This is a genomic window from Parasphingorhabdus sp., assembly GCF_036964565.1.
Lineage (GTDB): Bacteria > Pseudomonadota > Alphaproteobacteria > Sphingomonadales > Sphingomonadaceae > Parasphingorhabdus.
This window is the reverse complement of record NZ_JBALTN010000005.1, coordinates 287,762-313,552: the sequence shown is the minus strand read 5'-3', so window position 1 is coordinate 313,552 and position 25,791 is coordinate 287,762. Positions and strand designations below refer to the sequence as shown.

Genomic DNA, 25,791 nt, shown 5'->3' with positions numbered 1-25,791 from the left:
ATCAACTGGTCCTGTCTATTTTCTTTTCGGAAGGCGGGACACTAGCGAACTGGTGTCATTGCGGCCGCCGCCCGCGGCCTGCACCTCGGCATAGAATTGATCGACCAGGGCCGCCACCGGAATCGTCGCACCATTGGTCCGCGCTTCCTCGATCGCCAGCCCGAGGTCCTTACGCATCCAGTCGACCGCGAAGCCGAAATCAAACTCGTCCCTGGCCATCGTCGCCCAGCGGTTGTCCATCTGCCAGCTCTGCGCCGCGCCTCCAGAAATGGCCTGGTGCACCTTGTCGAGATCAAGCCGGCTGGCCTGGGCAAAGCGCAACGCTTCCGACAGGCCTTCCAGCACGCCTGCGATCGCGATCTGGTTGCACATCTTGGTGGTCTGCCCGGCACCGGTCCGGCCGACGTGGACGATCCGCGCGGCATAGGCCGACATGATCAGCTCGGCCGCGGCAAAGGCTTCGTCGCTGCCGCCACACATGATCGACAGGGCGCCCTTTTCGGCGCCGGCCTGTCCGCCCGAGACCGGAGCGTCGACGACATGGATGCCCCGTCCCTCCGCTTCCACAGACAGCTGCCGGGCGATCCGCGCCGACACCGTCGTATGGTCGATGAACAGCGCACCCGAGGCCATGGTCGAGAAGGCACCGTCGCGGCCCATGGTGACCGCCGCCAGATCATCGTCATTGCCGACGCAGCTGATCACGATCTGCTTGTCGCGCGCCGCTGCCGCAGGATCGTCGGCGACGGTGCCGCCATGTTTGGCCACCCACGCCTCTGCCTTGGCCCGCGTGCGGTTGTACACGGTCAGACTGTGCCCCGCCGCGGCCAGATGGCCCGCCATGGGTCCGCCCATCACGCCGATCCCGATAAATGCTATTTCCGTCATATCTTTCCCCGCCTTGTACAATGGCCATAATCATTGTTTCCCTCGATGACCAGATGCGTTAGGGGCACTGCCCATATGAATGACACTCAGACCATAGTTCGCCCATCGCTCGCTTTTGATGATGTGAAAGCCGCCCACGACCGGATCAGGGGCCGGGTCGTCCATACGCCGACGCTGAAGAGCATCACGCTTTCCGAACTGAGCGGCGCCGAGGTGTTTCTGAAGTTCGAGAACCTGCAATTCACCGCGGCCTACAAGGAACGCGGCGCGCTGAATGCGCTGCTGCTGATGGACGAAAGCAAGCGCAAGGCTGGCGTGATCGCGGCATCCGCCGGCAATCACGCCCAGGGCCTGGCCTATAATGCCCGCAACCTCGGCATTCCCGCCACCATCGTCATGCCCAGCACGACGCCGATGGTGAAGGTCGAGCAGACCCGCGGCCACGGCGCCGAGATCGTGATTTTCGGAACCAATTACGACGAGGCCTATGCCCATGCCATGCTGCTCGCCGAACAGCGCGGGCTGACCTATATCCACGCCTTCGACGACCCGCGCGTGGCCGCCGGCCAGGGCACGGTGGCCATCGAGATGCTCGAAGCGGTGCCCGATCTCGACCGTCTGATCATTCCGATCGGCGGCGGCGGCCTGTTTTCCGGCATGGCGACGGCGGCGAGTGCCATCAAGCCGGGGATCAAGCTGACCGGCGTGCAGGCCGCTCTCTATCCCAGCATGTATGCCAAGCTCAACGGCAAGACCATGGCCGCCGGCGGCGATACGCTGGCCGAAGGCATCGCCGTGCAGAACCCGGCGGAATTTACCGCCGCGATCATCAAGCAGCATGTCGACGAGATCCTGCTGGTCAGCGAGGCCCAGCTCGAGGCAGCGGTCAGCCTGCTGCTGCAGATCGAGAAGACCGTGGTCGAGGGTGCCGGCGCCGCTGGCCTCGCCGCCCTGCTCGGCAACAAGGAAAAATTCGCCGGCGAGAAAGTCGGCCTCGTTCTCTGCGGCGGCAATATCGACACCCGCCTGCTCGCCAACGTTCTGCTGCGCGATCTCGCCCGCTCGGGCCGCCTGGCGCGCCTGCGCCTCCATCTGCGCGACCAGCCCGGCGCGCTTTACAATGTTGTCAAGCAGTTCGCCGAGCATGAGGTCAATATCATCGAGGTCTATCACCAGCGGGTGTTCACCAACCTGCCGGCCAAGGGCCTGATCACCGATATCGAATGCGAGGCCAAGGACCGCGAACAGCTGGAAGGGCTGATCGTCGATCTCAACAAGGCGGGCTATGATGTGCGGCAAGTCGAACTGGCCGATTGACCGGTTGATGCGAGTTAGACCTTGCTCGACCGTCTGAAAGTCGCGTCCCAGTACGTGCTGCCCAAGCGGTGGCTGACAACCCTGGCCGGCCGCATTGCGGCAGCGGAAAAAGGCGTACGGACGACCCGGCTGATCCGCTGGTTCGTTGGCAGATATGCGGTCGACATGAGCGAGGCCGAAAATCCAGACATCGCCAGCTACAACAGCTTCAACGCCTTCTTTACCCGTCCGCTCAGGGCCGGCGCGCGGCCCATCACCAAAGCTGATTTTGCCTGCCCGGTGGATGGCGCGATCAGTCAGCTTGGGGCGATTGACGACCACCATATCCTGCAGGCGAAGGGCCATGTGTTCACCACGACCGAGCTGCTTGGCGGCGATCCGGCACTGGCCGAAACGTTTCGCAACGGCAGCTTCGCCAACCTCTATCTCTCACCCAAAGACTATCATCGCTTGCACATGCCCTGCGCCGGCCGGCTGACAAGCATGACCCACGTGCCAGGCTCGCTGTTTTCCGTCAATCCGACCACTGCCCGCGGCGTACCCAACCTGTTCGCGCGCAACGAGCGGGTGGTCTGCGTGTTTGAATCGCCGGACCATGGCCCGTTCGCGATGGTTCTGGTCGGCGCTACGATCGTCGGCAGCATGGCAACGGTCTGGCACGGCGTCGTCAAGCCAAAGCCCACCACCGGGATCACGCAATGGACTTATGCCGACCAGAATATCACGCTCGACAAGGGCGAGGAGATGGGACGATTCCTGCTCGGCTCCACCATCGTCATGCTGTTCCGGCCGGACACGATCGCCTTTTCGGACGACTGGGCAGCGGAGAGAGCGGTGCGTCTCGGCGAGACGATGGGCCACCGGCCCGGCGTTTGAAGGTTCTTCCACCAGTTTGCGGTTAAGCGACGAAGGACTGACGGTGCAAAACCGGTGCCCGTGCCTTTTTATCAAAACACCGAGACGAATTAACGTGCTGTCACCATATTCGCATCTGCTCTAAGCACTTCCGCTCGCGCCGCCAATCACAGCCGTTTAGCCATTTTTCTTGTAAACATGGTGGCTGACATTATGAAAAGACGCCGAAACGCAGGGAAAGGCGGCAACTGAGATGAGACCGAAGCCGCTGCGCAGAACATGCCGTCGAATGATAGCGGGCAGCTCCGCCCTTGCAGCGATGGCCCTCGCGCCGGCAACTCCCGCCCTCGCTGCCGAAGCGCCAGACATCTCCATTTGCGACGACCTACCGAGTGACGGGGAAACGACGGTAGACCGCGTGGATCCCATCCCCCTGCCAGCCGCTTGGAAGCGCATCGCTGCATCTTCGCGCAACTGGATCGCGGTGTCGACCGAGCATGGCAGAACCTATTGCGTGGAAACCGCATGGATGTTTGAGGCCACCAATCTCGAACGATTTGGCGAACGATTTCTCGGCTTTGACTGGTTCGGCCTCGAGGCCTTTGGCTATGTGATCATTGACCGGGCCCGCCAAGGTCGCGAAATCGATACAGGCTCCAGGCCGATTTTTTCGCCTGACGGTAGCAAATTTGCCACGTTGCAAAGGTCCGATGCAAACTATGGCGGTTTTGAGGGCTTTGCGATCTGGCAAATCTACGGAAACACGCTTGAGCCCTATATCGTCCATGCGGGGCCGCCGCTCTATCCCATGTATGATTGGCGGATAGACCGCTGGGAGGGCGAGCACTGCCTACACATATCAGCGGTCCCCTATGACCGTTTTGAAGGCAAATGGGAAATCCTTCCAAGCGTTACACGAGACCATTATGTGTCCAGTGCTTCCAGCGATTGGCAGATCCTCGAAGGGGTAAAATGCGAAGCAGGGGATCCACCTTGAACGCTTCGCCTACGCGCCGCAGGTGGTTCATCGCCAGTGCCGCCGCCGCGGCGCTATCCGGTGGCCCAGTGTCGGCTGGCGAGCCTGCGCCAGTCGACTGGCAATCTGCCATAGCCGGCTTTGCGGATGGAGAGCAGAGGTCTCCAATGGTCTTCGACATGCAGGATGCTGCGCGCTGCATCGGTCGCTGGACGCTCCACGCCGATGCGGTCGATGACGAAGCCTTCCCAGAAGCGGCAACAGCCGCTTTCATTGATCAGTTGCAGTTCCCCGCCGCTGTGCATGCAGCCGATTTTTTCCTCACGGAGGATCGACCCCATCCCGCCTATCGCGATGCCGCCGACGAGGCCGAGCGCCTGCTGACGCTTGCGTTGGCGGGCGATAAGGCGGCGGCGTACACCTATTTCGGAAATCTTGGCCTGTGTTCAACGCAACCGGAAGCGGTGCAAGACGGGGCTGGCTTGGACAAGTATCCGACAGCGACGACCCCACTGCAGGCAGAAGCATCGCCGACGGAGCTTCCATCGAGCGATTTCGATGAGCCCGTAAATCAGCGAAGGTTGGCCTTTATCAAACTGTTCGTGCAGCGATTGCGGGACGGCGCGCCGGTTGCAGATTTGCTTAAACCACAGATATCCTACGTCTATATGGTGAAACACCCCTGTGCAGCTGCAACGACCGGATATGTTGAGCTGCTCCCCGCTAGCGATGTCGACACCGGTTTTCCATTTGAAACCACTTACACTTGGGAAAATCCGGATTGCACAGTGCCTCCCGAGCTCCAATGGATAGAGGCCTTCAAACTGACGGAAACCATGTCACAATGGACCCGAATAGAAGCCGCCGCAGGTGACCATAATTTTGACCGTTTCTTTTTGTCGGATAACGCGAGGAACGACTATCTGCTCATCAGCATCGAACCTTATGACCAAGGCTATGCCGTCTCAAAAATCGAGTATCGGGTGGAGATGCCCTGACCATCAACGGTGATCGCTTTGCTGATCCCGGCAAGTGGTGCCGACATTCGCAGGCATTCGTTCAGTGCCCGGGACTACGGTGGCTTTCGGTGACCGTCCACTTTCCCTAAGCACAAGCGTTTTTAAAATTTTCCGCAGAGACAGTGAATGGAAAAGCCAGAACCCGCCTTGCGCTGGCTTTTCTGGAAATAGCGTTCCTCCTTGGTCCCCTGTTTCTAAACTTTTCAGAAGAAACTGGTGCTCTTATTTTGTCCGTCCTAGTTGCATTGGGTCTCTGCGTGTTGGCCTTTGAAGATTTCCGGGTTGAGAAAAAAGCATCCCTGTCTTCTCAAGGTCTTGGCGGTCGCATTCGTCGTATTTACTGCGGCCGCGGGCGCTGTGCTGACCATAGTGGATCGTGGGGCCGCACCAATTCCGATCGGCATTCTAGGTGGTGGCTGTTTATACTGGTATATCGACCGGCACGTCGCGGGAGCCGATTGACGGTGAAATAATTCCCGCTTTGAATGCGGTCGGATTCTAAACCGCCGCCGTCAGCCCCGCATCGCGCATCCCGCGCCACACCTGAACGGCCTGGACCGTTTCCGGCACATCATGCACCCGTACGATCTGCGCGCCCTGCTGGATCGCGTGATGGGCAAAGGCAATCGAGCCACCAAGACGTTTGTCGACCGGTGCCTCTTTCGACAGCGCGCCGATCATCCGCTTGCGGCTGGCGCCGATCAGCAGCGGCTGGCCGAGCGCGTGGAACATGGCGATATTGTTCATCAGCGCCAGATTGTCGGCCAGCGACTTGCCGAAGCCGAGGCCCGGGTCGACGATGATCTTCTCGCGCTCGAAACCGGCGGCGACAACATCGGCAATGCGCTGTTCCAGCCAGTCGAGCGTGTCGGTGACGATATTGCCATAGCCGTCGCCCAGGTGCGGATTGCTGCCGCTCGACGGCGCGTGCATCAGCACCACCGGCACGCCGGAGATACCGGCGACCTCGAGCGATCTCCTGTCGTGCAGCAAGGCCGAGACGTCGTTGATCAGATGCGCGCCCGCCGCGAGGGCGGCTTCCATTACGGCTGCCTTGCGGGTGTCGATCGACAGCACCGCGCCGCAATGGGCGAGCCGTTCGATCACCGGCTGCACCCGCTTGATCTCGTCGCCTTCCCAGACCGGGTCAGCGCCGGGCCGGGTGCTTTCGCCACCGATATCGAGGATCGACGCCCCGGCGGCGGCCATCATCAGCCCAGCCTCGGCGGCCCGGTCGGGATCGTCCTGATGCTTGCCGCCGTCGGAAAAGCTGTCGGGGGTTATGTTGAGAATCCCCATCACGTGCGGCTGGTCGAAGCGCAGGATTCGCTCGCCGCAGGTCAGCGGGTCGTGCTGCCGGGTGAGATGGGCGAACAGCGTGGCGGCGCGCTCGGCCAGCGGCTCCGGCAAGGCGTTTGACCATTCCGGCCACTGGGTCAGGTTGACAAGACCGCGCAGGTTCGGACGGCCACTTTCAACAACGAGATATTCAATCTGAGAAAACCAGATCAAGCTGTTGTTTAGGCGTCCATTTTTATCCCCATGCCAGTGCGGACTGTCGACCAGTCCGACCGGCTTCAGGTAGATTCTGGCCCCTGTCCCGCAAGCTTCCAAACCTTCCATAAATCGTCCCGATCAGGGCTCGGTGGCGAGCAGATAGGTCTGGCGCAATGCGTCGATCGGCTTCAGCTTGGTGCCGTCGTCATAATGCCAGTAGGTCCAGCCGTTGCAGCTGGGCGCGCCCTGAACCGTGGCACCAATCTTGTGGATCGAGCCTTCCTGCCCGTCCCACAGCAGCGAGCCGTCGGCGCGCACCTTCGCCTTGTATTTGCGGTTCTTGCTGCACAATTCGGTGCCGACCTGGAGATAGCCGGTTTCGACCAAAGTGCCGAAGGCAACGCGCGGCATGGATTTGGGCGACTGCATCGTCTTGAGCGAGCTTTCGTCGAGCGGCAGCGCTTCGGCGATCCGCTGCTCGGCGACCTCGCAATAGCTGTCCTCCTTCTCGCAGCCGATCCACTGGCGGCCAAGCCGCTTCGCCACCGCGCCGGTGGTGCCGGTGCCGAAGAACGGGTCGAGCACGACATCGCCGGGATTGGTCGTCGCCAGCATGATCCGGTAGAGCAAGGCTTCCGGCTTCTGCGTCGGATGCGTCTTGGTGCCGTTGCGTTTCAGCCGTTCCTGGCCGCCGCAGATCGGCATCACCCAGTCGCTGCGCATCTGCAATTCGTCGTTGAGATTCTTCATCGCCCGGTAGTTGAACGTATATTTCGACTTCTCCGACTTCGATGCCCAGATCAAAGTCTCATGGGCATTGGTGAAGCGCGTTCCCTTGAAGTTCGGCATCGGATTGGCCTTGCGCCAGATGATGTCGTTGAGGATCCAGTAGCCCAGGTCCTGCAGCGACGCACCGACCCGGAAAATATTGTGATAGCTGCCAATCACCCACAGCGAGCCGTCGGGCTTGAGAATGCGGCGCGCTTCGGCGAGCCAGGCGCGGGTGAAGGCGTCATAGGCGGCGAAGCTGTCGAAATGGTCCCAGGCATCGTCCACGGCATCGACCTGCCCGCCTTCGGGCCGGTAGAGATCGCCGCCGAGCTGCAGGTTGTAGGGCGGGTCGGCGAAGATCATGTCGACCGAGGCGTCGGGCAGCGAGGCCATCGCCTCGACGCAATCCATCTTCAGTATCTGCCCCAGTGGCAGGTCCACAGCCTTTCGCTCGACAGTCTTGCGCGCGGTGCTTGTCTTTGGCGCCTTGATGCGCTCGATAATCCCCATGAACCTGTGATCCCTTTGTTAAGTCGCACCCACGGTGAGTCCGAAATGGCAGGCGGTCAAGGCCGTTAATATAGGTTAAAGGCGTATCTTAATGGTTAACGAAAGATGGAGCGCGGGAACGAAACGAGTCCGCCACCAGATATGGAGTCAGCGCGCCCGAGCCAGACTCAATCCCTAGTGGTGTGACGAAAAAGACTCGTTCGGGATATTTATTCGGCAATTTGTCAAAAGCGGGCAAAAGTAAATTCGGTTCACAACAAATCGCGTTGCCGCTATAAGCCAAAGCGACAGAACAGCTCCCGAACGGAACTGGCCAGGGATCAACAGAGATTATGGCGCGCAACTTTCGCGATAAATATCAGCACCAATATGGCATCGCCCAGCAGAGCGACGAACCCCGCCCGCATCCCGGCGTGATTGTTGGCGGCGAAGCGGGCCGCGAGAAGCGGCGCGAATATGCGATCGTGTTCGGCTCCAAGATTTTCGGCTCGATCGCCGCGGTCTGGTGGATGTTTACCTATGACACTGGCTGGGTCGAATGGTCCGCCTTCATCGCCGGCTATATCATCCTGATGCTCGGGATCGTGCTCGGTTTTCACCGCTATTATTCGCACAAGGCCTTCGAGACCTCGGTACCTATGCAATATATCCTGGGGGGGATGGCGCAGATGTCGATCCAGTCCTCGGTGCTGCGCTGGGCCTCGGATCACCGCCGCCATCACGCCCATTCCGACGAGGTGGGCGACGTGCACAGCCCCTGGCTCGATGGCCGCGGCCGCCCGACCAGCCGCCTGAAAGGCATGTTTCACTCGCATTTCGGCTGGTTCATGGATGACTGCGTCACCGACATGAGCATCTACGGCAAGGGCCTCGCCGACAACAAGGTGGTGCTGTGGCTGCACAAGACCCGCTGGTACTGGCTGATCTTCTCGCTGATCATCTTCCCCGGCATCTGGGGCCTGGTTTTCGGCGGCTGGGACCATGTCATTGGCACGATCCTGATCGGCGGCTATTTCCGCACCTTCGTCGTCCTGCAGATCACGCTGGGCATTTCCAGCTATGCCCATGTCGTCGGCTCCCAGCGCCACACCAAGGGCGTCGGCACCGCCAAGAACAGCTTCATCTTCTCGCTGCTGACCTTTGGCGAAGGCTGGCACAACAACCATCACAAGCATCCGCGTGCCAGCTTCCAGGGCATGGCCTGGTGGGAGATCGACATCGCCGGCTACGTGCTGCTGCTGCTCGAGAAGCTGGGTCTGGTCTGGAACGTCACCCGCCAGCCCAAATATGTAAAAAGCGAAAGCGGCGAATGGGTGCTCGCCGAGCGCAAGATCGCGCCCAAGCAGGCACAGGCCGAAGCCTAGAGCAGTTCCATCTGCGCCACCGGCGCGAAGCTCCTGCGATGGAGCGGCGTCGGTCCATATTGTCTGAGCGCCGTCAGATGCTCCGCCGTGCCATAGCCCTTGTTCCGGTCCCAGCCATATTGCGGATATTGCGCCGCAGCCGCGATCATCAGCCGGTCGCGATATTCCTTGGCCAGGATCGAGGCGGCGGAAATGCAGGGATGGATCGCGTCGCCACCGATCACCGCCTCGGCAGAATATTTCCAGCGCGGCAGGCGATTGCCATCGACCAACAGGTGCCGGGGTGCCCGCGCGAGGCTTTCGACGGCACGAGTCATCGCCATCATCGTCGCCTGCAGGATATTGAACTCATCAATCTCCGCCTGGCAGCATTGCGCCACCGCAAAATCCGCGCAGGCGATAATCTCCAGCTCCAGCCGCGCCCGCGCTTTGGCGGTCAGTTTCTTGCTGTCGTTGAGTCCCGCGATCCCGTGATTGTCGGGCAATATGACCACCGCCGCCACCACCGGTCCAGCGAGCGGGCCCCTGCCCGCCTCGTCGACGCCGGCGATCATTGAAAGTCATCCTGAAAGTCGGTGACAAACTGGTGGCCCAGCGGTCCGTTGCCCGCGCCGAGCCCCGGTGCCTCGAGGATCGCGATGCGGGTGAATGAGATCGCCTGCTCGAAGGCCGAGGTCAGATCGAGACCGCTACCGAGACCGACTGCAAGCGCACTGGCAAAGGTGCAGCCGGTGCCGTGGGTTTCGCTGGTTTCCAGCCTCTTCCCTTCGAGGCGCCGCATCAGGCCGCCGGGGGCATGAAGCTCATCCACCACCACCGGACCCTCGCCATGACCGCCTTTCACCACCAGATGGCAGCCGTGGCTCAATATCTCGTCCCTGCCGCCCAGTGCTTCCAGTTCCGGCAAATTGGGGGTGACCACCGAAGCCACGTCCATCAGCTTGCCAAAGGCGGCGATCGTGTCGCTGTCCGCCAGCCGGCTGCCGCTGGTGGCCACCATTACCGGATCAAAGACGATGGCGATGCCCAGTTTTTCCAGATAGCCCGCCACGGCAAGCGCGGCCTCGGCGCTGCCGATCATGCCGATCTTGACGGCATCGACGCCAATATCACTGACCACGGATTCGATCTGTGCGAGGATCATCGCGGTGGGCACCTTATGCACCGACTGCACGCCGACGGTATTCTGCGCGGTGATCGCGGTGATCGCCGTCATCGCGTGACCGCCCAGCATGGTGATCGTCTTGATATCGGCCTGGATACCGGCTCCGCCGCCGCTGTCCGAACCGGCGATCGACAATATGCGCGGGCAAGTCTCGGTCACAGGAAAAGCGGCCCGACCTGGACGATGAGAAACCATTCCAGCGCGCCGACAACCAGAAGAATCGGAAGCCAGAAACGGCGAAAGAAATCGCGGGCGAAATAAAAGAGAATGGCGGTGAGCAGGATCGGGAGGATCAGGCCCAATGCCACGATGGTCCGGGCGTCCAGTGCGTCGAGAAAATTCATGGCTTGTACTTCCGTTCTGTCGAGGCCGGATATTTGACGAGCAGATCGGCCGAGCGTGGCGGCCGAGACCGCAACGCGCCGCCGCAATTGGGGCATATATCGTGCAGCGCTGTGTTGTTGCAGTTTTCGCAGAACGTGCATTCGAAACTGCAGATCAACGCTCCAGTCTGCACTGCCGGAAGGTTCCTGCCACAACGCTCGCAATCGGGACGCATGTCCAGCATCAGCCGGCAACCTCCTCCACCACGGCGCAAATCCGGTCAACGACGGCATGGACCTGGTCTTCGTCATCGCCCTCGGCCATCACACGGATCAGCGGTTCGGTGCCGGATTTGCGGATCACCAGACGCCCGGTGCCGTCGAGCTCCTGTTCCGCTTCGGCGATCACCGCCTTGACCTTGTCCGATTCGAGTGGCTCGCCGCTGCTGTAGCGGACGTTCTTCAACAATTGCGGCACCGGGTCGAACAGGTGCAGCAGTTCGCTCGCAGGCTTGCCGCTGTCGACCAGTTCGCCGAGCACCTGCAGCGCCGCGACCGTGCCGTCGCCGGTGGTGCCATGATCGAGCAGGATCATGTGCCCGGACTGTTCTCCCCCGACATTGAAGCCACCCTTTTTCATCTCTTCCAGAACGTAGCGATCGCCGACCTTCGCCCGCACCAGGTCGAGATGCTGGGCATTCAGAAATCGTTCCAGTCCAAGGTTGGACATGACGGTGGCGACGATTCCGTCGCCCCGCAGCAGACCGTTGCGGCTCCAGCTGGATCCGATGAGGGCCATCAGCTGATCGCCATCGACCACCTGCCCCTTTTCATCGACCACAATCAGGCGGTCGGCATCACCATCCAGCGCGATACCGATATGCGCCCCGGAGGCGACGACGGTTTCCTGCAAGGTGGCGACGTCGGTGGAGCCGCATTTGTCATTGATGTTCAGGCCATTCGGACTGACGCCGAGCGAAATCACCTCCGCGCCCAATTCCCAAAAGGCCGAGGGTGCCACCTGATAGGCAGCGCCGTTTGCACAATCACAGACGATCTTCAGGCCGTCGAGGCGAATATGCTCCGGCAGGGACATCTTGACCGCGTGAATATAGCGGCCGCGGGCATCCTCGTAGCGCCGCGCCCGGCCAATATCCTGCGGCCGTGCCAGCTTCGCCTCCTCGTCAAGAAAGGCCTCTATCCGGAACTCGTCGTCATCGGACAGCTTGAACCCGTCGGGTCCGAACAATTTGATGCCATTGTCAAAATAGGGATTGTGACTTGCCGATATCATCACGCCGAGATCCGCGCGCATCGAACGGGTAAGCAGCGCCACCGCGGGCGTCGGCAGCGGCCCGACCTGGACAACGTCCATCCCGACGCTGGTAAAGCCGGCCACCAGGGCGTTTTCCATCATGTAGCCGGACAGTCTGGTATCCTTGCCGATAACCACGCGATGGCGGTGGTCACCGCGCTGAAAATGTCGGCCGGCTGCCTGACCGACCTTCATCGCGATCACGGCCGTCATCGGGTGGGAATTGGTCAGGCCGCGTATGCCGTCGGTGCCAAAAAATCTTTTCATAATATCTGCCTATATCAACGAAACATCGCGCCCGGTTTCGGGTGTCTCTAGCCGAAGGACCCAGGGGAGACCAAGAGAGAATGGCATCACGGGCCGAAATTGCCGGTAATCATCACTTGCCAGCAGTCGCCTGTCATGGTTGATGGTCCCTTCGGCGAAGGCAAGGACAAAGACATTGAAAAAAGCGCTCATCATCCTGCTGGCCCTCATTCTCGGCATATTGATCGGGCTGTTGGCCGGGCCCCGGAGTCCGCTGCTGGTAGAAACCGCCGATGTCGTCGGCAACATGTGGCTCAATGCCCTGCGGATGACGGTGATCCCGCTGGTGTTCACCCTGCTGATCGTCGGCATCGGCAAGGCGGCGTCCATGGCCCGCGCCGGACGGATGACCGCACGCGCGATCCTGTTCATGATATTGATCCTCTGGTGCTCGTCCGCGATGGCCGCTTTTGTGACGCCGGCGCTGCTCGAACTGTTTCCCCTCGATGGCGATGCGGCAGCGGCGCTCCAAGCAGCGCTGGGCACGGCAGCGCCGCCCGGAGACGTGCCGCCGTTCAGCGAGTTCCTGCGCGCACTGATCCCGACAAACGCGATCGCCGCGGCCGCTGAAGATGCCGTCCTGCCGCTGATGGTCTTTGCCCTTGCCTTCGCCTTCGCCATCACGCGGCTGCCCGACGAGCAAAGGCTGATGCTCGACCGGTTTTTCAACGCCGTGGCCGATGCCTTGCTGATCCTGATCCAGTGGGTGTTGGCGCTGGCCCCCGTGGGCGTGTTTGCCCTGGCGCTCGGTGTCGGAGCGAATGCCGGGCTGGCGGCCTTCGGCGCCCTGCTGCATTATGTGCTCGTGGTGAGCAGCGTCGGCGTGGTGGTCTGGGCGTTCAGCTACATCTTGACCTATGCGGGAAGCAGAACCGGCCCGGTTGCCTTTTTCAAGGCGTCGGCACCGGCCCAGGCGGTCGCCATATCCACCCAGAGCTCGCTGGCGTCGCTGCCGGCGATGGTCAGCGGCGTCCGGGCAATGGGTGTGGGCGAGCGGTCGGCCGATGTCGTCCTGCCGATCGCGGTTGCGCTGTTCCGCGCGACCGGTCCCTGCATGAATCTTGCGGTGGCGATTTATGTCGCGCATCTGCTGGGCATCGAACTGTCCGTCGGGGCGCTGGCGATCGGCGTCGTGGTGGCCGCGATCACCACGATGGGAGCGGTCAGCCTGCCCGGCTCGATCAGCTTCATCACCTCGATCGCGCCGATATGCCTCGCCATGGGTATCCCCATCGAACCGCTGGTCCTGCTTTTGGCGATCGAGACCTTTCCCGATATCATCCGGACGGTGGCCAATGTCAGCGCCGACATGAGCGTGACGGCGATCATCGCCAAGAGCGAAGGAGATTTGACATGAAATATCGCAAACTGGGAGCAGAGCTTGACGTATCCGCCCTCGGCCTCGGGTGCATGCCGATGGCCGGCATCGGCAAGGGCATGTATGGCGAAGCCAGCCGGGCGGAAAGCCTGGCGACGATCGACCGAGCGATCGAGCTGGGCGTCACCTTTTTCGATACCGCCGAGGTCTATGGTCCGCATATCAACGAAGAGCTGCTCGGACAGGCGATACGCGGCCGCCGGGACAGGCTGGTGATCGCGACCAAGTTCGGCTTTGCCTTCAGCGACGGACAGGTCGTCGGGACCGACTCCTCTCCCGCCAATGTGCGGCGCGCCTGCGAAGGATCGCTGCGCCGGCTGGGCGTAGAGACGATCGACCTTTTCTACCAGCACCGAGTCGATCCCAAGGTGCCGATCGAGGACACGGTGGGGGCCATGGCCGAGCTCGTGGCGGAGGGTAAGGTCCGCTATCTGGGGCTGTCGGAAGCCGGGGCAGACACGCTGAAGCGGGCGCACGCGACGCACCCCATCGCGGCGCTGCAGTCGGAATATTCGCTGTGGGAACGCGGCGTGGAAGAGGAAATCCTGCCGGCCTGCCAGGATCTCGGTGTCGGCTTTGTGCCGTACAGCCCGCTTGGCCGAGGATTTCTGACCGGCCAGATCAGCAGCCGCGACGACCTGCCGGAAGGCGACTACCGGCGCAATGATCCTCGATATTCGGAAGAGAATTTTGCGCGCAACATGAAGCTGGTCGACGTGGTCAAGGCGGTCGCCGGGCGGCATCACTGCTCGCCGGCGCAGATTGCACTGGCCTGGCTGCTCGCGCAGGGCGATTTCGTCGTGCCGATCCCCGGCTCGAAGCGCCGCGCGACGCTCGAGGACAGCATGGCCGCGGTCGAGATCACGCTGACCGGCGACGATCTCGACGAGCTGGAATCCGCAGCGCCGGTCGGCGGCACCGCCGGTCCCCGCTATGGCGAGGCCATGATGGCGATGGTCCGCCTCTAGGCCTTAGTGATCATAGGCTTTGGGCAAGGCGCCCGGGGTCGGATTGCTGTACCGGTCCCGCAGTCGCATCTGACGGTTGCCCAGCGACTGGTCGACGCCGTCGATCATCACCGATTCCACCTGGGTGGAAAGCTCCAGCGGATCGCCGGACCAGATAACGACATCGGCCTTGTGGCCGGCCTTGAGCGAACCGAGCTGACCGCCCATGTCCATGATCTCGGCCGGCACCGAGCTGATCGCGGCAAAAGCCTCGTCCCAGGTCAGGCCTGTGGCGCGGGGCACCTTGGTCAGTGCAACAAGATTGCCAGCATATTGGACCGAATAGCGCAACTGGTGCGCATCGCGATCATTGATCATGCCGATCGCCACCTTGACCCCGGCATCCTTCATGCGGCCGATATTCGACTGGGTCGCGGACAGATCCTCGAATCCGGCTGGCAGGTCGCTGAGCGCCGATGCCAGAACCGGGACATTGGCTGCAGCGATATGCCTGGCAACGCGCCAGCCCTCGTTCGCGCCGACCAGCACCAGATCGAGCGCCGGGAAATCCTTGCGCAGGTCGAGCACCTTGAGAATGTCGTTGGCGCTCTCGACATGGACGAGCAGCTTGGTACTGCCGTTGAGTACCGGAAGCAGGGCCTTGGCATCGGACGCCTTCAGCAGGTCGCTGTCGAACGCTGCGGGGCTGCGCGCATAGGTTCGGGCCTCCTCGAGCAAGGCGCGAAAAAGGATATGGGCAGCGGCCCGGCTACCGCCCGCCCGGCGGTGCCCGGTCTCGCCAAGCTCGACGAACTGAAAGGCCCGGGCTTGGGTAATCGGATTTTCGTCCTGACCCAGATCAATCACCGCTCCGTAGCCGCCAAAAATCGTCGACCCGCTCTCGGGCGAGACGACCGCGCGGGTAACACCCGCCGCACGGTTGACCGCAATCGGCGAAGCAAAGGGATTGATCGCATATTGTATGTCGAGGGCCGCCGAAAAGACGCTTTTGTCGGCTTCCGTGTCATTGGTCGCGCTGACCGCGCCGACCTCGACCAGGCCGATCCGGCTGAAGCCGGCAAAAACTCCGGGCGTCACCCATTTGCCGGTCGCATCGATCCGCTGCGCATCGGCGGGAATCGCGATATTGGCGCCGGCGGCAATGACCCGGTCGCCCCGGATCAGCACGGTGCCTCCTTCTATCGGCGCGCTACCGTCGCCGATCACGACCTTGCCACCGGTAATCGCGGTGGTCTGCGCGGCAAGCGGGCTCGCAATCAGGGCGGCGGCGGTGGCGAGCAACAGGGAAAGGCGGTTCATTTGACGTCTCCTTCTCCGGGCTGGCCGAGCTCGAAATCGCTGACCGGACGCCGCTTGGCATCGCTGCTGTCGAACAGCAGCGCGCCATCGATCCAGACCTTGTCCGGACGCGAGTAGACGCTGAGCGGGTTGCCGTTCCACAGCACGAGGTCGGCCATCTTGCCGGGCCTGAGGCTGCCAGTCATGGTTTCGATCCCCATCGCCTTGGCGGGGTTGTAGGTGATCCACTGAATGGCCTGCGCATCGCTGATCTCGATACCCATCGCCCGGCCATCAGCGAGCGCCTTGGCCGCTTCCTGGTTGAGACGCTGGATCTGGTTTTCGTCGTCGCTGTGGATGATCACGCAGGCGCCGGCATTCTGCAGCAGCGCCGCATTTTCCGGAATGGCGTCATAGGCCTCCATCTTGAAGCCCCACCAGTCCGCCCATACCGCCGAACAGATACCCTCCTTGGCCAGGATGTCGGCAATCTTGTAGCTTTCGATCGCATGGTGGAAGGCGGTGACCTTGTAGCCGAATTCCTTGGACATATCGATGATCTGGGCCATTTCGTCGGCGCGGTAGCAATGGTTGTGGACGAGTATGTCGCCGTCGAGCACCGCGGCCAGCGTTTCCTTGCCGAGATCGCGCTTCGGCGGCTTGGCGTCGTTGCGCTTGCTGCGATATTCCTGCGCGTCGATCCACGTCTGCCGGTTGACCGCAAGGCTGCCCATGCGGGTCGACGGCATCCGGTTGCGGTTGCCGTAGACGCGCTTCGGATTTTCCCCGCAGGCCATTTTCATGCCATAGGGCGCGCCGGGAAATTTCATCGCCTGCACCGTCCGTGCCGGTACATTCTTGAGCGTCGCTGATCGGCCGCCGAACAGATTGGCCGACCCGGGCAAGATCTGCAGTGCGGTGATCCCGCCATTGGCCATGGCGCGTGAAAATCCGGGGTCCTGCGGCCAGACGCTATGCTCGGCCCAGACTTCCGGAGTCACCGGCGAGGTCGCCTCGTTGCCGTCGCTGTGGGCATCCACGCTGGGCGTGGGATAGTCCCCGAGATGGCTGTGCACGTCGATGATCCCGGGTGTGACATATTTTCCGATCCCGTCAATGACCGTCGTCCCGGCGGGGATTGCCGTTTCGGGCCCGCCCACTGCGCTGATTTTCCCGTCGGCCATGAACACCGTGCCATTGTCGATCCGGCGGCCCTCGCCGTCAAAGATGGTCACGCCAGTGATCGCGGTGGGTGTCGACGGGTAAGCCTCGTAGGTGGACGGAAATGCCGTCGCGTCCTTGCTGTTCGACGGTGGTGTTGCAGCCGTACTGGCGGAATTTGTCTCTGAGCTGCTGGCCGCACAGCCAGCCAGCAGAGATCCGCCAGCGCACAATGCCAGCAAAGTCCGGAATTTCATATAGCGCCCCTTTTTCTTATGGCCTGGTCGTCGGATGCACGCCGGCGGCCTGCGGTTCGCCCACTTCGGCCCGGCCTTCGAGATCGTCGCCCACATTGTCATCGGACAGCGTATCGAGATGCATCAGCTTCTTGATGAACGGAGAGATGACAATCACCGCGACGCCCACACCGACAGCTACCCAGCCAACGGTGGAATAGACGTCGAGAACCCGATCCGGACCCGCGCCTTCCGCACCGACCGCCGAGGCGATCAGTCCGGCGGCGAAATTGCCCGTTGCCGACGCAAAGAACCATGTGCCCATGATCAGGCTCGCCATATGGGCAGGCGCCAGCCTGTTCATCGCACTCAAGCCCACCGGCGACAGGCAAAGTTCACCGGTCGTGTGGAGCAGGTAGATCAGGAAAATGAACAGCACCGGCGTAAGGTTGCCGGTACCGGCAGCCATGGCACCGGCGACCAGCACGAGGAAGCCTGCCCCCAGCTGGATCAGGCCAAGGCCGAATTTCGCCGGCGCGGACGGTTCCAGTCCGCGACGGCCGAGCATCGTCCAGAGCAGGGCAAAGACCGGTGCCAGCAGAACGATGTAGATGGCGTTGATCGACTGGAAGACCGATGCGGGCACCTCGATACCAAAAATATCGCGGTCTACGCTGCGGTCGGTGAAGAGGTTCAGAGAAGAACCGGCCTGTTCGAACAGGGCCCAGAACAGGATGGAACCGAAGATCAGGAACATGGCGGCAAAGATGCGGTCGCGATCCTGGGGTTCCAGCTTGGCCACGGCCGTATACAGCACGTAGGCAACCAGTATCGCCCCGGCAATGCCCAGCAACGAGCCGACCAGCGCCTGGTTCTGGATCAAGATCCAGACAATTCCGACCGTGGCAAAGCTGAGCAGATAAAGGAGCCATTCGAACTTGATCCCGGCGACCTTGCTTTCCAGCAGGGCGGGGTCATTGGCTTCACCCCGACCCACCAGCAAGGGCTTGCCCCAGACAAACACGATGAGCCCGAGCAGCATGCCGAGACCGGCGGCCCCGAATCCGTAGGACCAGCCATAGGTCTGGCCCAGCCAGCCGGCGATGATCGCACCGAGCGCGGCACCGAGATTAATTCCCATGTAGAAAATCGTGTAGGCCGGATCGCGGCGAATATCGGTGCGCGTGTAGAGTTGACCGACGATGACCGAGATATTGGCTTTCAGAAAGCCCGAGCCGACAATGATGAATGCGAGTGCCAGCCAGAAAATATTGATCGCAGGATCGGCCTGCCCTGCACCATCGCCTTCGAAAGCCATCAGGAAATGGCCAAAGGTCAGGAGCAATGCGCCAAATGCCACGGCCTTGCGCTGCCCGAGATATCGGTCAGCCAGATAGCCGCCGATGACCGGCGTGATATAGACGAGAGCGGTGTAGGCACCGTAGATAATTCCCGCTTCGCTGTCCGAGAACATCCAGTGCTGAACCAGATAGAAAATGAGCAGGGCGCGCATGCCATAGTAGGAAAATCTTTCCCACATTTCGGCGAAAAACAGGACAAATAGCCCCTTGGGATGACCGAGGAATGTCCCTCTTGCATCACCCGATTCCAGATACGCACCTGCCATATATATACTCCCCGACAATGACTTACTGGGGGCCATCCAATGCAGCCCCGTTGCCTCGCACCCTAATGAAAAAAATGCGCAAGTGAAGCAGATTGTTGCAAGCGAGACCGGTTTATCGGCAATTCCGCTTGCAATTCCGCCCTTCGCTTCCAAAGTGACGCGGATGACAAATATCCGATTCAACGACCTGAGCAGTCTGTCCACCTATCTCCCATCGCGCCGGTCCGGTCGTCCGCGCAACATGATCGCACCGGGGCCAAGCGACGCCCAGATTGAGGAAATCGTGAGCACGGCGATGCGCACGCCCGATCACGGCAAGCTGGCTCCGTGGCGGATCGTGTCGGTCGCACCGGACCAGCGAGACCTGCTCGGAGAGGGATTCAAGAACGCCTATCTGCGGGAGAAGCCCGCCGCTGGCCGGCTGGAACTGGAGGGACTGGAAACAATGGCGCACGAGGCGCCTGCCCTGCTCGTGCTGCTGCTGTCTCCGGTCGAATCGACCAAAATCCCGCTCTGGGAACAGCAGCTGAGCTGCGGCGCCTTTGCCATGAATATCCTGCACGCCGCCCATGCCATGGGTTTTGTCGGCGGATGGATCACCGGCTGGCCGGCCTATAATGATGACGTGCGCGACATGTTCGGCCAGTCACCCGAAAAGGTCGCCGGCTATCTCTACCTCGGCACCTCCAACATCGAGCTGGAAGAACGCCCGCGACCAGAATTGCGGAATATATTGTCGCAATGGACACCTTCTGTCGCGGAATAGTTGGTTGCAGTCTTAACTAAATGGCGGAAAAATCATAACTATCCCTTGCCTGCCTCGCTGTGTTATGGCAGTGATGCAGCATGACCAACGCAACTAAACCCGTCTATCTGAAATTGCGCGATATTATCGCCGAATCCATATTGGACGGTGAATATCGGGAAGGCGACATGCTGCCTTCGGTACGTGTATTTGCTGCCGAACAGGGTGCCAATCCCCTGACCGTTGCCAAGGCCTATCAAGGTTTCCAGGAAGATGGACTGGTCACGGTCAAGCGCGGCGTCGGCATGTTTGTCGCCCCGGGTGCCAAGAACCGTCTGCGGGTCGCGCAACGCGAAGATTTTCTCAAGAATGTCTGGCCGCCGGTTCATCGCCAGATGGAGCGGCTGGATATCTCGCTCGACGATCTGGTAAAAAGCGAAGCCTGAGCGGCGGCCGGCTAGCCCGGTTCTGCCAAGACATGGTCGCCTTTGGATATTCCCGGTTAGCCTTCAAGCAATCGAACCAAGTCGCCCGCTGGAACCACGGCAGGCAGGCTCAGCAGCACTGACGACATAAATTCCGATCACTGCTGGCCGACATGCGCTCGAGCGTCACATTTTATCGGCGACTGGCCCTCTGCAGCGTACGGGCACGCCGCAAGCTTTCCCGATAGGCCTCGTTTTCCGGTACGATGGCCACGGCCTTTTTCAGCAGGCTGACCGCATCGCGCTGGCGCGCCTTGTCCGCCAGCAGCGCCATGCCGTAAAGATGGGAAACCACGGGACTGGACGGCTGCACGCGATAGGCGAGACGGCCCGTTGCGATGGCGCTGTCCGTTTGTCCCAGACCGGTATAGGCCCGGGTCAGGCCCGCCAGGATCAGCGCGTCATTGTCGCCAATCCGCTTGCGCAGATTTTCCAGGATATGCGCGGCCACGGACCAGCTTTCCGTTTCCAGATGGGAATAGGCCATCCAGCGCAGCGCCGCGATATTGCCTGGATTATAGTTGAGATACTGGGCAAGCACCTCGCCGGACTGCTGCATGGCGCCCTTGGCTCGCAACATTTCCACCATGCGCAACATGACCGGCTCCGAGAAGCGGATGCTGCGCGCCTGCCCGAGCGCGTCCAGTGCCTCGTCATAATTGCCCATCGCGGCGGCAACGTCGGCCACCAGCACATGCGCCGCGCTGGCTCCCGGATTGCCTTGCTGGAGTCGCTTCGCTTCGGAAAAGGCGGCGGCAAGGTCGCCCGCATCATACAGGGCGCGAATATAGGGAACGACGATCCTTGCATCATCCGGGTTGCGACCGGCTTCGGCCTGCAACACGCTGAGCGGCGCGGGGGCGGCAAGAGCACTTTCGCGGCCGCTGTCGTGGATCGCGGCGCGGTTCAGGACACCCGCGGCCTGACTACGCTCGTCCATCGCCTCCAGCGCCCTGCCGGCCTGCCACAGAGCGTAGGGATCCGCTCCGCTGCGGTTGACCTGCGGTTTCAGCACATCCACGGCGTCCACCGGGCTGCCGGCGAGATAGAGCGACCGCGCCAGCAGATTCTGCGCTTGCCGGTTGTCCGGCTGGACCGATACAAGCCGGGAGAACTTGTCCACCGCCGCGTTATAATTGCCCTCGCCATGCTCGATGATGCCCTGCACCAGAAGGACCGCCGGGACATTGTCGATCACCCCGCGGGTCTGCTGCATCAGGCGCCGGGCCAAGCCATATTGGCCGGCGCGCGCGGCGAGCACCGCCTGCATGAAAAAGGCACGCGGATTGCGGCCATCGAGGGCAATGATCTTGCGGGCCACCACCAGCATGTCGGTCATCCGGCCCATGTCGCCAAGGGTCGCGGCATATTCGGTGAGCAGCGGCACATCATTGGGGTCGATCTCCATCGCCCGCTCGAACCAGGGCAGCGCCGCCCCGAGGCCGAATTGGAAGCGCAGCAGCTCGCCGCGATATTGCAGCGCCCGGATGTTGCGGGGGTCCAGCCTGACCGCTTCGTCGACCGCGTTGGTCGCGCCTGCCTGATCGCCGGAATCGGCGCGAAACCGAGCAATATCCACCCACAGGTCTGGATTTTTCGGATCCAGTTCCATGGCCCGGTTGAAGGCCGTGCCGGCCAGCGCCGGATCTTCCATTTGTAGCGCCACCTTGCCCATAACCCGGGCGGCATAGCCCTGATGGCGGACCGGAATATCGCCAGCCAGTAACTGGTCGCGGGCTTTGACCGGCTCGCCCTGCAGAAAATAGGCATGACCGTAGAGATGTCGGACGGCAGCCGGATCGAGCCCGAGCTGCACGGCACGATCGAGTTCCGCTTCCGCCGCCAGCCCATCGCGGAGGCTCAGCAGGACTTCGGCCTGCGCCACGCGCGCGTCGATCCATTGCGGGTCGGCCTTGATCGCGTTCATCAGTTCGATGCGGGCCGAACGAACATCGCGACGCGCACGGAACTGCTCGGCCTTGCCAAAGGCTTCGCGGGCCTCGCTATTCCCCTCGCTGGCGCCATGGATCGCGGTTGGCAGGGCGATCAGGCTGGCCGCAAGCATCGCCGCCAGCAGGGTCGGACCGCTGCGGGCCCGCAGACTGTGAACAAGGGTGTGCATCATCGTTCAGCTGGCCTGCTGCAGCTTGTACTGCTTGAGCAGGTCATAGAGCGTCGGCCGGCTGATCCCCAGCAGCTTGGCAGCGTTGGAGATATTGCCGCTGGTCTGCGAAATCGCCCGCAATATCGCGGACCGGTCGGCGGCCTCGCGGGCGGCCTTGAGGTTGAGCAGGTCCTGGGCGGCTTCATCGTTCACTTCGAGGTCGAGATCCCGGGCGCCGATCATCTTGCCATCGGCCATGATCACGGCCCGCTTGATGCGGTTTTCCAGTTCCCGAACGTTGCCGGGCCAGTGCCACGCTTCGAGTGCGGCCAGGGCATCGGGTGCGATACCCTTGACCGCCGGGTTGATCTCGGCGGCAAATTTCGTCTGGAAATGCCGCGCCAGCAGGCTGGCGTCGCCCGAGCGGCCGGACAGCGGCGGGATCTTGATGACAATCTCGGCGAGGCGATAATAGAGATCCTCACGAAACGCGTTGTCGGCAATCATCTGTTCGAGATTCTGATGCGTCGCGCAAACGATCCGGGTGTCGACCGCGATCGCGTGACGTCCGCCAATCCGCTCGATCACCCGTTCCTGCAGGAAACGCAGCAGCTTCACCTGCAGCGGCAGCGGGATATCACCGACCTCGTCGAGGAACAGCGTGCCGCCATTGGCCTGCTCGATCTTGCCCTCGGTCGTCTTGATCGCCCCGGTGAAGGCGCCCTTTTCATGGCCGAACAGTTCCGATTCCAGCAGGTTCTCGGGAATGGCCGCGCAATTGATGGCAACAAAGGCCTTGTTGCGACGGTCGCTGGCGTCGTGCAATCCCCTCGCCAGCAGCTCCTTGCCGGTGCCGCTGGCCCCGAGCAGCATCACCGATGCGTTGGTATTGGCAACCCGTTCCACCATCTGCGCGACCTTGAGCATTTCCGGCGCCCCGGTGACGATCTGGCCGAGGATGACGTTCTCGCCACTACCGCGCGCGGCGAGGCTGGCATTTTCCTGTTCCAGCCTGTGCACGTGGAAGGCCCGGCGGACGATCAGGCCCAGCTCGTCGATATCCACCGGCTTCTGGTAAAAGTCCCAGGCCCCGCCGGAAATTGCCCGCAGCGCGCTGGCCTTTTCGCCATGGCCGGAGGCGACGATGATCTTGGTGTCGGGCTTCAGGCTGAGAATCGCATCCATCGTCGCGAAGCCTTCGGTCGTGCCATCGGGATCCGGCGGCAGACCGAGGTCCAGCGTCACGACATCGGGCTCTTCGGCGCGTAGCATCTCGATCGCCGATTCCCGGTCGCCGACGATGATCACCTCGAAATCGTCATAGGCCCATTTCAGCTGCTTCTGGAGACCGGGATCGTCCTCCACGATCAGCAGCTTTTCCTTCCTCGGTTGATTTTTGTCCGGCATCATGCGGCCCTTTCGTCTGCTGGAACGTCATCGGATAAATGCTTGGCGAGCGGCAGGATCAGCGTGAAGCGGCTGCCGACCCCCTCGGTGCTCTCGACTTCAAGACGGCCGTTCATCGCACGGGCCAGTTCGCGCGCCTCGTAGGCGCCAATGCCGAAACCGCCCTGCTTGCTTGAAGCAAAGGGCTTGAACAGCTGGCTGCGGATGAACTCGTTCGACATGCCGGTGCCATGGTCGCAGACCTCGATCGCGACGGACAGGTCGCGGCGACGGGCATTGATCGTGATCGGTGCATCGGGCGCGCTGGCGTCGATGGCGTTCTGGATCAGATGGCCGAGGATCTGCTCGACGCGCGCCGGGTCGGCGAACACCGTGAGATCATCGACGCGCTTGCTCTCGAGACTGTGCAGCAGGCGTTTCTTCTCGATCGTGGAGCGGATCAGGTCGGCGACCTTGACCGCGCGCGGTTCGGCCGGGCTGGCCTTGTTGTGCTGGGACAGGCGCTCGAGCAGGCCGTTCATCTTCCGGGCCGAATCCTGCAGCGTATCGATCATGTCCGCCTGAAATTCGGGATTGTCGGCGTGACGCTTGGCATTGCCGGCGAGCAGGCTGAGCTGGCTGACCAAATTCTTGATATCGTGCAGGATGAACGCCATCCGGCGGTTGAATTCGTCGAACCGCTGTACCTCCGACAGCGATTCCTGGCTGCGATATTCGGCCAGATAGCTCGCGACCTGGCGGCCGACGATACGCAGCATGTCGAGATCTTCCCAGTCGAGCTTGCGGTGGACGCGGGGCCGGGCCAGCAGCATAACCCCAGCGAGCCGGTCAAAATGCACCAGCGGCACCGCAACCCAAGTCCGTTCGTCGCTGTTCATCCAGTCCGGGATCACGGACGGATCGCATTTCGGATCCTGCCCGGCGCGCAGCGTGTCAAATTCGACGATATGTCCGCTGTCCTCGAAAAATGCCGTGGTCCCAGCGGTGCAGGCCCGGGGCGGCACCACGATCGACGACCAGTTCCAGCGCGACTGCAGCACCAGCTGGCCCGCTTCGTCCGGCACCAGCAATATGCCGGCCGGTGAATCGGTGATGTCGGCGATCGCCTTGATCACCCGCTCGTGAAATGGCGCGCTGTCGGCGCCCGGACGACCGACGGTATCGGTGAAGCGGATCCACTCGGAACGATAGTCATAGCGGTGCTGGAAGAAATTCTTGGCGAGCTTGACCTTGAGCCAGGCGCGGAACCGTCCGGAGGGCAGCAGCAACAGAGCACCGATGGTGGTTCCGAACAGGAAGCTGATCTGGGCCAGCCGCGCATAGTCGCCGCCGATGATCTGCAAGGCCGTGGCGATCACGATCATCATCAGCAGATAGCTGCCGATCGCGACCAGCGACAGCGACCGGAAGGCGACGCTGCGCGACAGCTTCAGGTTCCATTCGGTGTTGCGGATCGAGGCGAGCACGAGAATGGGGGCAATGACCGCCATCATCGGCCCGCGCATGGCGTGCAGTTCCAACGGGGTTTGCTGGGTCAGATAGGTGATCGTGAACAGGTTGAGGTCATAGGTCCAGATCGCGGCGAGCGACGCCATCGGCAGCCGGATGCCCCAGCGGGTTTCCGGCGCCGTGATCGAATAGAGATTGTGCACCAGGACCAGCGCGCCGACGGAGAAGATCATCCGCAGCACCAGCGATGTGTACAGCGTCACGCCCTCGAGCCGGGGGCTGCCCACGAGCGCAGGCAGGAGCGAGTCGACCAGCACCTGCCCAACCAGCACGAAGGCCAGCGCGATATAGATGATGTTGACGGTTTTCGGCTCGTCGCGACCCTCCCCGGTACGCAGCAGGATGAACATGAAGGCCAGCCAGCCAAAATTGCGCAATGTCTCGGCAAAGCGGGCAATCGGCGACAGCGAACCCTCGACCGCGATCGAAAGCGACCAGAAGCTGGTCAGCGCAATCGCGATGATCAGCCAGGCATGCTTTTCGCTGCGCTCCACCTTGCGCTGGAACTGCCAGATGGCGAGCGCAGCAAACAGCGCCGCCGCCACGCCATGGCCCAGCAGGCTGATATAGTCGAGAACCGACGCCAT

General features: G+C 61.9%; 23 protein-coding genes. 9 read left to right on the top strand and 14 right to left on the bottom strand.

What is annotated here, in order from left to right; translation table 11 throughout:
• Window positions 1–15 precede the first annotated feature (15 nt).
• Entirely contained in the window at window positions 16–888 is an 873-nt protein-coding gene (locus tag V7650_RS09235) for an NAD(P)-dependent oxidoreductase (protein WP_335655941.1), read from the bottom strand.
• Between the two features lie 75 nt (window positions 889–963).
• On the opposite strand from V7650_RS09235, the gene V7650_RS09230 reads away from it, so the two are divergent.
• The 4 genes from V7650_RS09230 to V7650_RS09215 all read left to right on the top strand — a co-directional run bounded on the left by V7650_RS09230 (window position 964) and on the right by V7650_RS09215 (window position 5,034).
• A complete protein-coding gene (locus V7650_RS09230; protein ID WP_335655940.1) occupies window positions 964–2,205 on the top strand; it encodes a threonine ammonia-lyase in 1,242 nt (413 codons plus the stop codon).
• 21 nt (window positions 2,206–2,226) lie between these two features.
• Window positions 2,227–3,081 (top strand): archaetidylserine decarboxylase, encoded by an 855-nt coding sequence (gene asd, locus V7650_RS09225; protein WP_335655939.1) that lies wholly within the window; start codon window positions 2,227–2,229, stop codon window positions 3,079–3,081.
• Window positions 3,082–3,478: 397 nt separating this feature from the next.
• Entirely contained in the window at window positions 3,479–4,057 is a 579-nt protein-coding gene (locus tag V7650_RS09220; RefSeq protein WP_335655938.1) for a hypothetical protein, read from the top strand.
• A 146-nt stretch (window positions 4,058–4,203) separates the two neighbouring features.
• Window positions 4,204–5,034, top strand: coding sequence for a hypothetical protein (locus V7650_RS09215; RefSeq protein ID WP_335655937.1), 831 nt, complete (start codon window positions 4,204–4,206; stop codon window positions 5,032–5,034).
• Window positions 5,035–5,553: 519 nt separating this feature from the next.
• Here the strand turns inward: V7650_RS09215 and folP are convergent.
• Both folP and V7650_RS09205 read right to left on the bottom strand, forming a co-directional pair.
• Window positions 5,554–6,678, bottom strand: a complete 1,125-nt coding sequence (gene folP / locus V7650_RS09210) for a dihydropteroate synthase (protein WP_335655936.1) — start codon at window positions 6,676–6,678, stop codon at window positions 5,554–5,556.
• 12 nt (window positions 6,679–6,690) lie between these two features.
• A complete protein-coding gene (locus V7650_RS09205) occupies window positions 6,691–7,833 on the bottom strand; it encodes a site-specific DNA-methyltransferase (RefSeq protein ID WP_335655935.1) in 1,143 nt (380 codons plus the stop codon).
• Window positions 7,834–8,165: 332 nt separating this feature from the next.
• Between V7650_RS09205 and V7650_RS09200 the strand changes: the two genes are divergently transcribed.
• Window positions 8,166–9,197 (top strand): acyl-CoA desaturase, encoded by a 1,032-nt coding sequence (locus V7650_RS09200; protein WP_335655934.1) that lies wholly within the window; start codon window positions 8,166–8,168, stop codon window positions 9,195–9,197.
• Here V7650_RS09200 and V7650_RS09195 read toward each other — a convergent pair.
• From V7650_RS09195 to glmM, 5 genes are read right to left on the bottom strand one after another with little or no spacing between them, the layout of a single operon-like run.
• The gene (locus V7650_RS09195; protein WP_335655933.1) at window positions 9,194–9,751 is read right to left on the bottom strand and encodes a ribonuclease HII; all 558 of its coding nucleotides are present in this window, start codon (window positions 9,749–9,751) and stop codon (window positions 9,194–9,196) included. The two genes, V7650_RS09200 and V7650_RS09195, sit on opposite strands and share 4 nt — an antisense overlap.
• Window positions 9,748–10,521, bottom strand: coding sequence for a bifunctional hydroxymethylpyrimidine kinase/phosphomethylpyrimidine kinase (gene thiD, locus V7650_RS09190; protein WP_335655932.1), 774 nt, complete (start codon window positions 10,519–10,521; stop codon window positions 9,748–9,750). The genes V7650_RS09195 and thiD overlap by 4 nt, the downstream gene beginning before the upstream one ends.
• The gene (locus V7650_RS09185) at window positions 10,518–10,706 is read right to left on the bottom strand and encodes a hypothetical protein (protein WP_335655931.1); all 189 of its coding nucleotides are present in this window, start codon (window positions 10,704–10,706) and stop codon (window positions 10,518–10,520) included. The genes thiD and V7650_RS09185 overlap by 4 nt, the downstream gene beginning before the upstream one ends.
• Complete coding sequence (locus V7650_RS09180) at window positions 10,703–10,930, bottom strand: DUF1272 domain-containing protein (protein ID WP_335655930.1); 228 nt, start codon at window positions 10,928–10,930, stop codon at window positions 10,703–10,705. Before V7650_RS09180 ends, V7650_RS09185 begins: the two co-directional genes overlap by 4 nt.
• Window positions 10,930–12,267 carry a phosphoglucosamine mutase gene (glmM, locus tag V7650_RS09175; protein ID WP_442955277.1) on the bottom strand — a complete coding sequence of 446 codons (1,338 nt, stop codon included), beginning with the start codon at window positions 12,265–12,267 and terminating at the stop codon, window positions 10,930–10,932. The genes V7650_RS09180 and glmM overlap by 1 nt, the downstream gene beginning before the upstream one ends.
• A gap of 175 nt (window positions 12,268–12,442) precedes the next feature.
• Between glmM and V7650_RS09170 the strand changes: the two genes are divergently transcribed.
• Window positions 12,443–13,663 (top strand): dicarboxylate/amino acid:cation symporter, encoded by a 1,221-nt coding sequence (locus V7650_RS09170; protein WP_335655929.1) that lies wholly within the window; start codon window positions 12,443–12,445, stop codon window positions 13,661–13,663.
• Window positions 13,660–14,652, top strand: a complete 993-nt coding sequence (locus V7650_RS09165) for an aldo/keto reductase (protein WP_335655928.1) — start codon at window positions 13,660–13,662, stop codon at window positions 14,650–14,652. Before V7650_RS09170 ends, V7650_RS09165 begins: the two co-directional genes overlap by 4 nt.
• A 3-nt stretch (window positions 14,653–14,655) precedes the next feature.
• Here the strand turns inward: V7650_RS09165 and V7650_RS09160 are convergent, their stop codons facing one another.
• Genes V7650_RS09160 through V7650_RS09150 form a run of 3 tightly spaced genes read right to left on the bottom strand, consistent with a single transcriptional unit; the run spans window position 14,656 to window position 18,954 of the window.
• The gene (locus tag V7650_RS09160) at window positions 14,656–15,951 is read right to left on the bottom strand and encodes an amidohydrolase family protein (RefSeq protein ID WP_335655927.1); all 1,296 of its coding nucleotides are present in this window, start codon (window positions 15,949–15,951) and stop codon (window positions 14,656–14,658) included.
• Entirely contained in the window at window positions 15,948–17,348 is a 1,401-nt protein-coding gene (locus V7650_RS09155; protein WP_335655926.1) for an amidohydrolase, read from the bottom strand. The genes V7650_RS09160 and V7650_RS09155 overlap by 4 nt, the downstream gene beginning before the upstream one ends.
• Before the next feature lie 16 nt (window positions 17,349–17,364).
• Window positions 17,365–18,954: a peptide MFS transporter gene (locus V7650_RS09150; protein WP_335655925.1), complete on the bottom strand. Its 1,590-nt coding sequence runs from the start codon at window positions 18,952–18,954 to the stop codon at window positions 17,365–17,367.
• A gap of 163 nt (window positions 18,955–19,117) precedes the next feature.
• On the opposite strand from V7650_RS09150, the gene V7650_RS09145 reads away from it, so the two are divergent.
• Window positions 19,118–19,720 (top strand): nitroreductase family protein, encoded by a 603-nt coding sequence (locus V7650_RS09145; protein WP_335655924.1) that lies wholly within the window; start codon window positions 19,118–19,120, stop codon window positions 19,718–19,720.
• 80 nt (window positions 19,721–19,800) lie between these two features.
• Entirely contained in the window at window positions 19,801–20,145 is a 345-nt protein-coding gene (locus V7650_RS09140) for a GntR family transcriptional regulator (RefSeq protein ID WP_335655923.1), read from the top strand.
• Between the two features lie 172 nt (window positions 20,146–20,317).
• Here V7650_RS09140 and V7650_RS09135 read toward each other — a convergent pair whose 3' ends face one another.
• From V7650_RS09135 to prsK, 3 genes are read right to left on the bottom strand one after another with little or no spacing between them, the layout of a single operon-like run.
• On the bottom strand, window positions 20,318–22,309 hold the full coding sequence (locus V7650_RS09135; protein ID WP_335655922.1) for a tetratricopeptide repeat protein: 1,992 nt from the start codon (window positions 22,307–22,309) through the stop codon (window positions 20,318–20,320).
• Window positions 22,310–22,312: 3 nt separating this feature from the next.
• Complete coding sequence (gene prsR / locus V7650_RS09130; protein WP_335655921.1) at window positions 22,313–23,698, bottom strand: PEP-CTERM-box response regulator transcription factor; 1,386 nt, start codon at window positions 23,696–23,698, stop codon at window positions 22,313–22,315.
• Window positions 23,695–25,791 (bottom strand): XrtA/PEP-CTERM system histidine kinase PrsK, encoded by a 2,097-nt coding sequence (prsK, locus tag V7650_RS09125; protein WP_335655920.1) that lies wholly within the window; start codon window positions 25,789–25,791, stop codon window positions 23,695–23,697. Before prsK ends, prsR begins: the two co-directional genes overlap by 4 nt.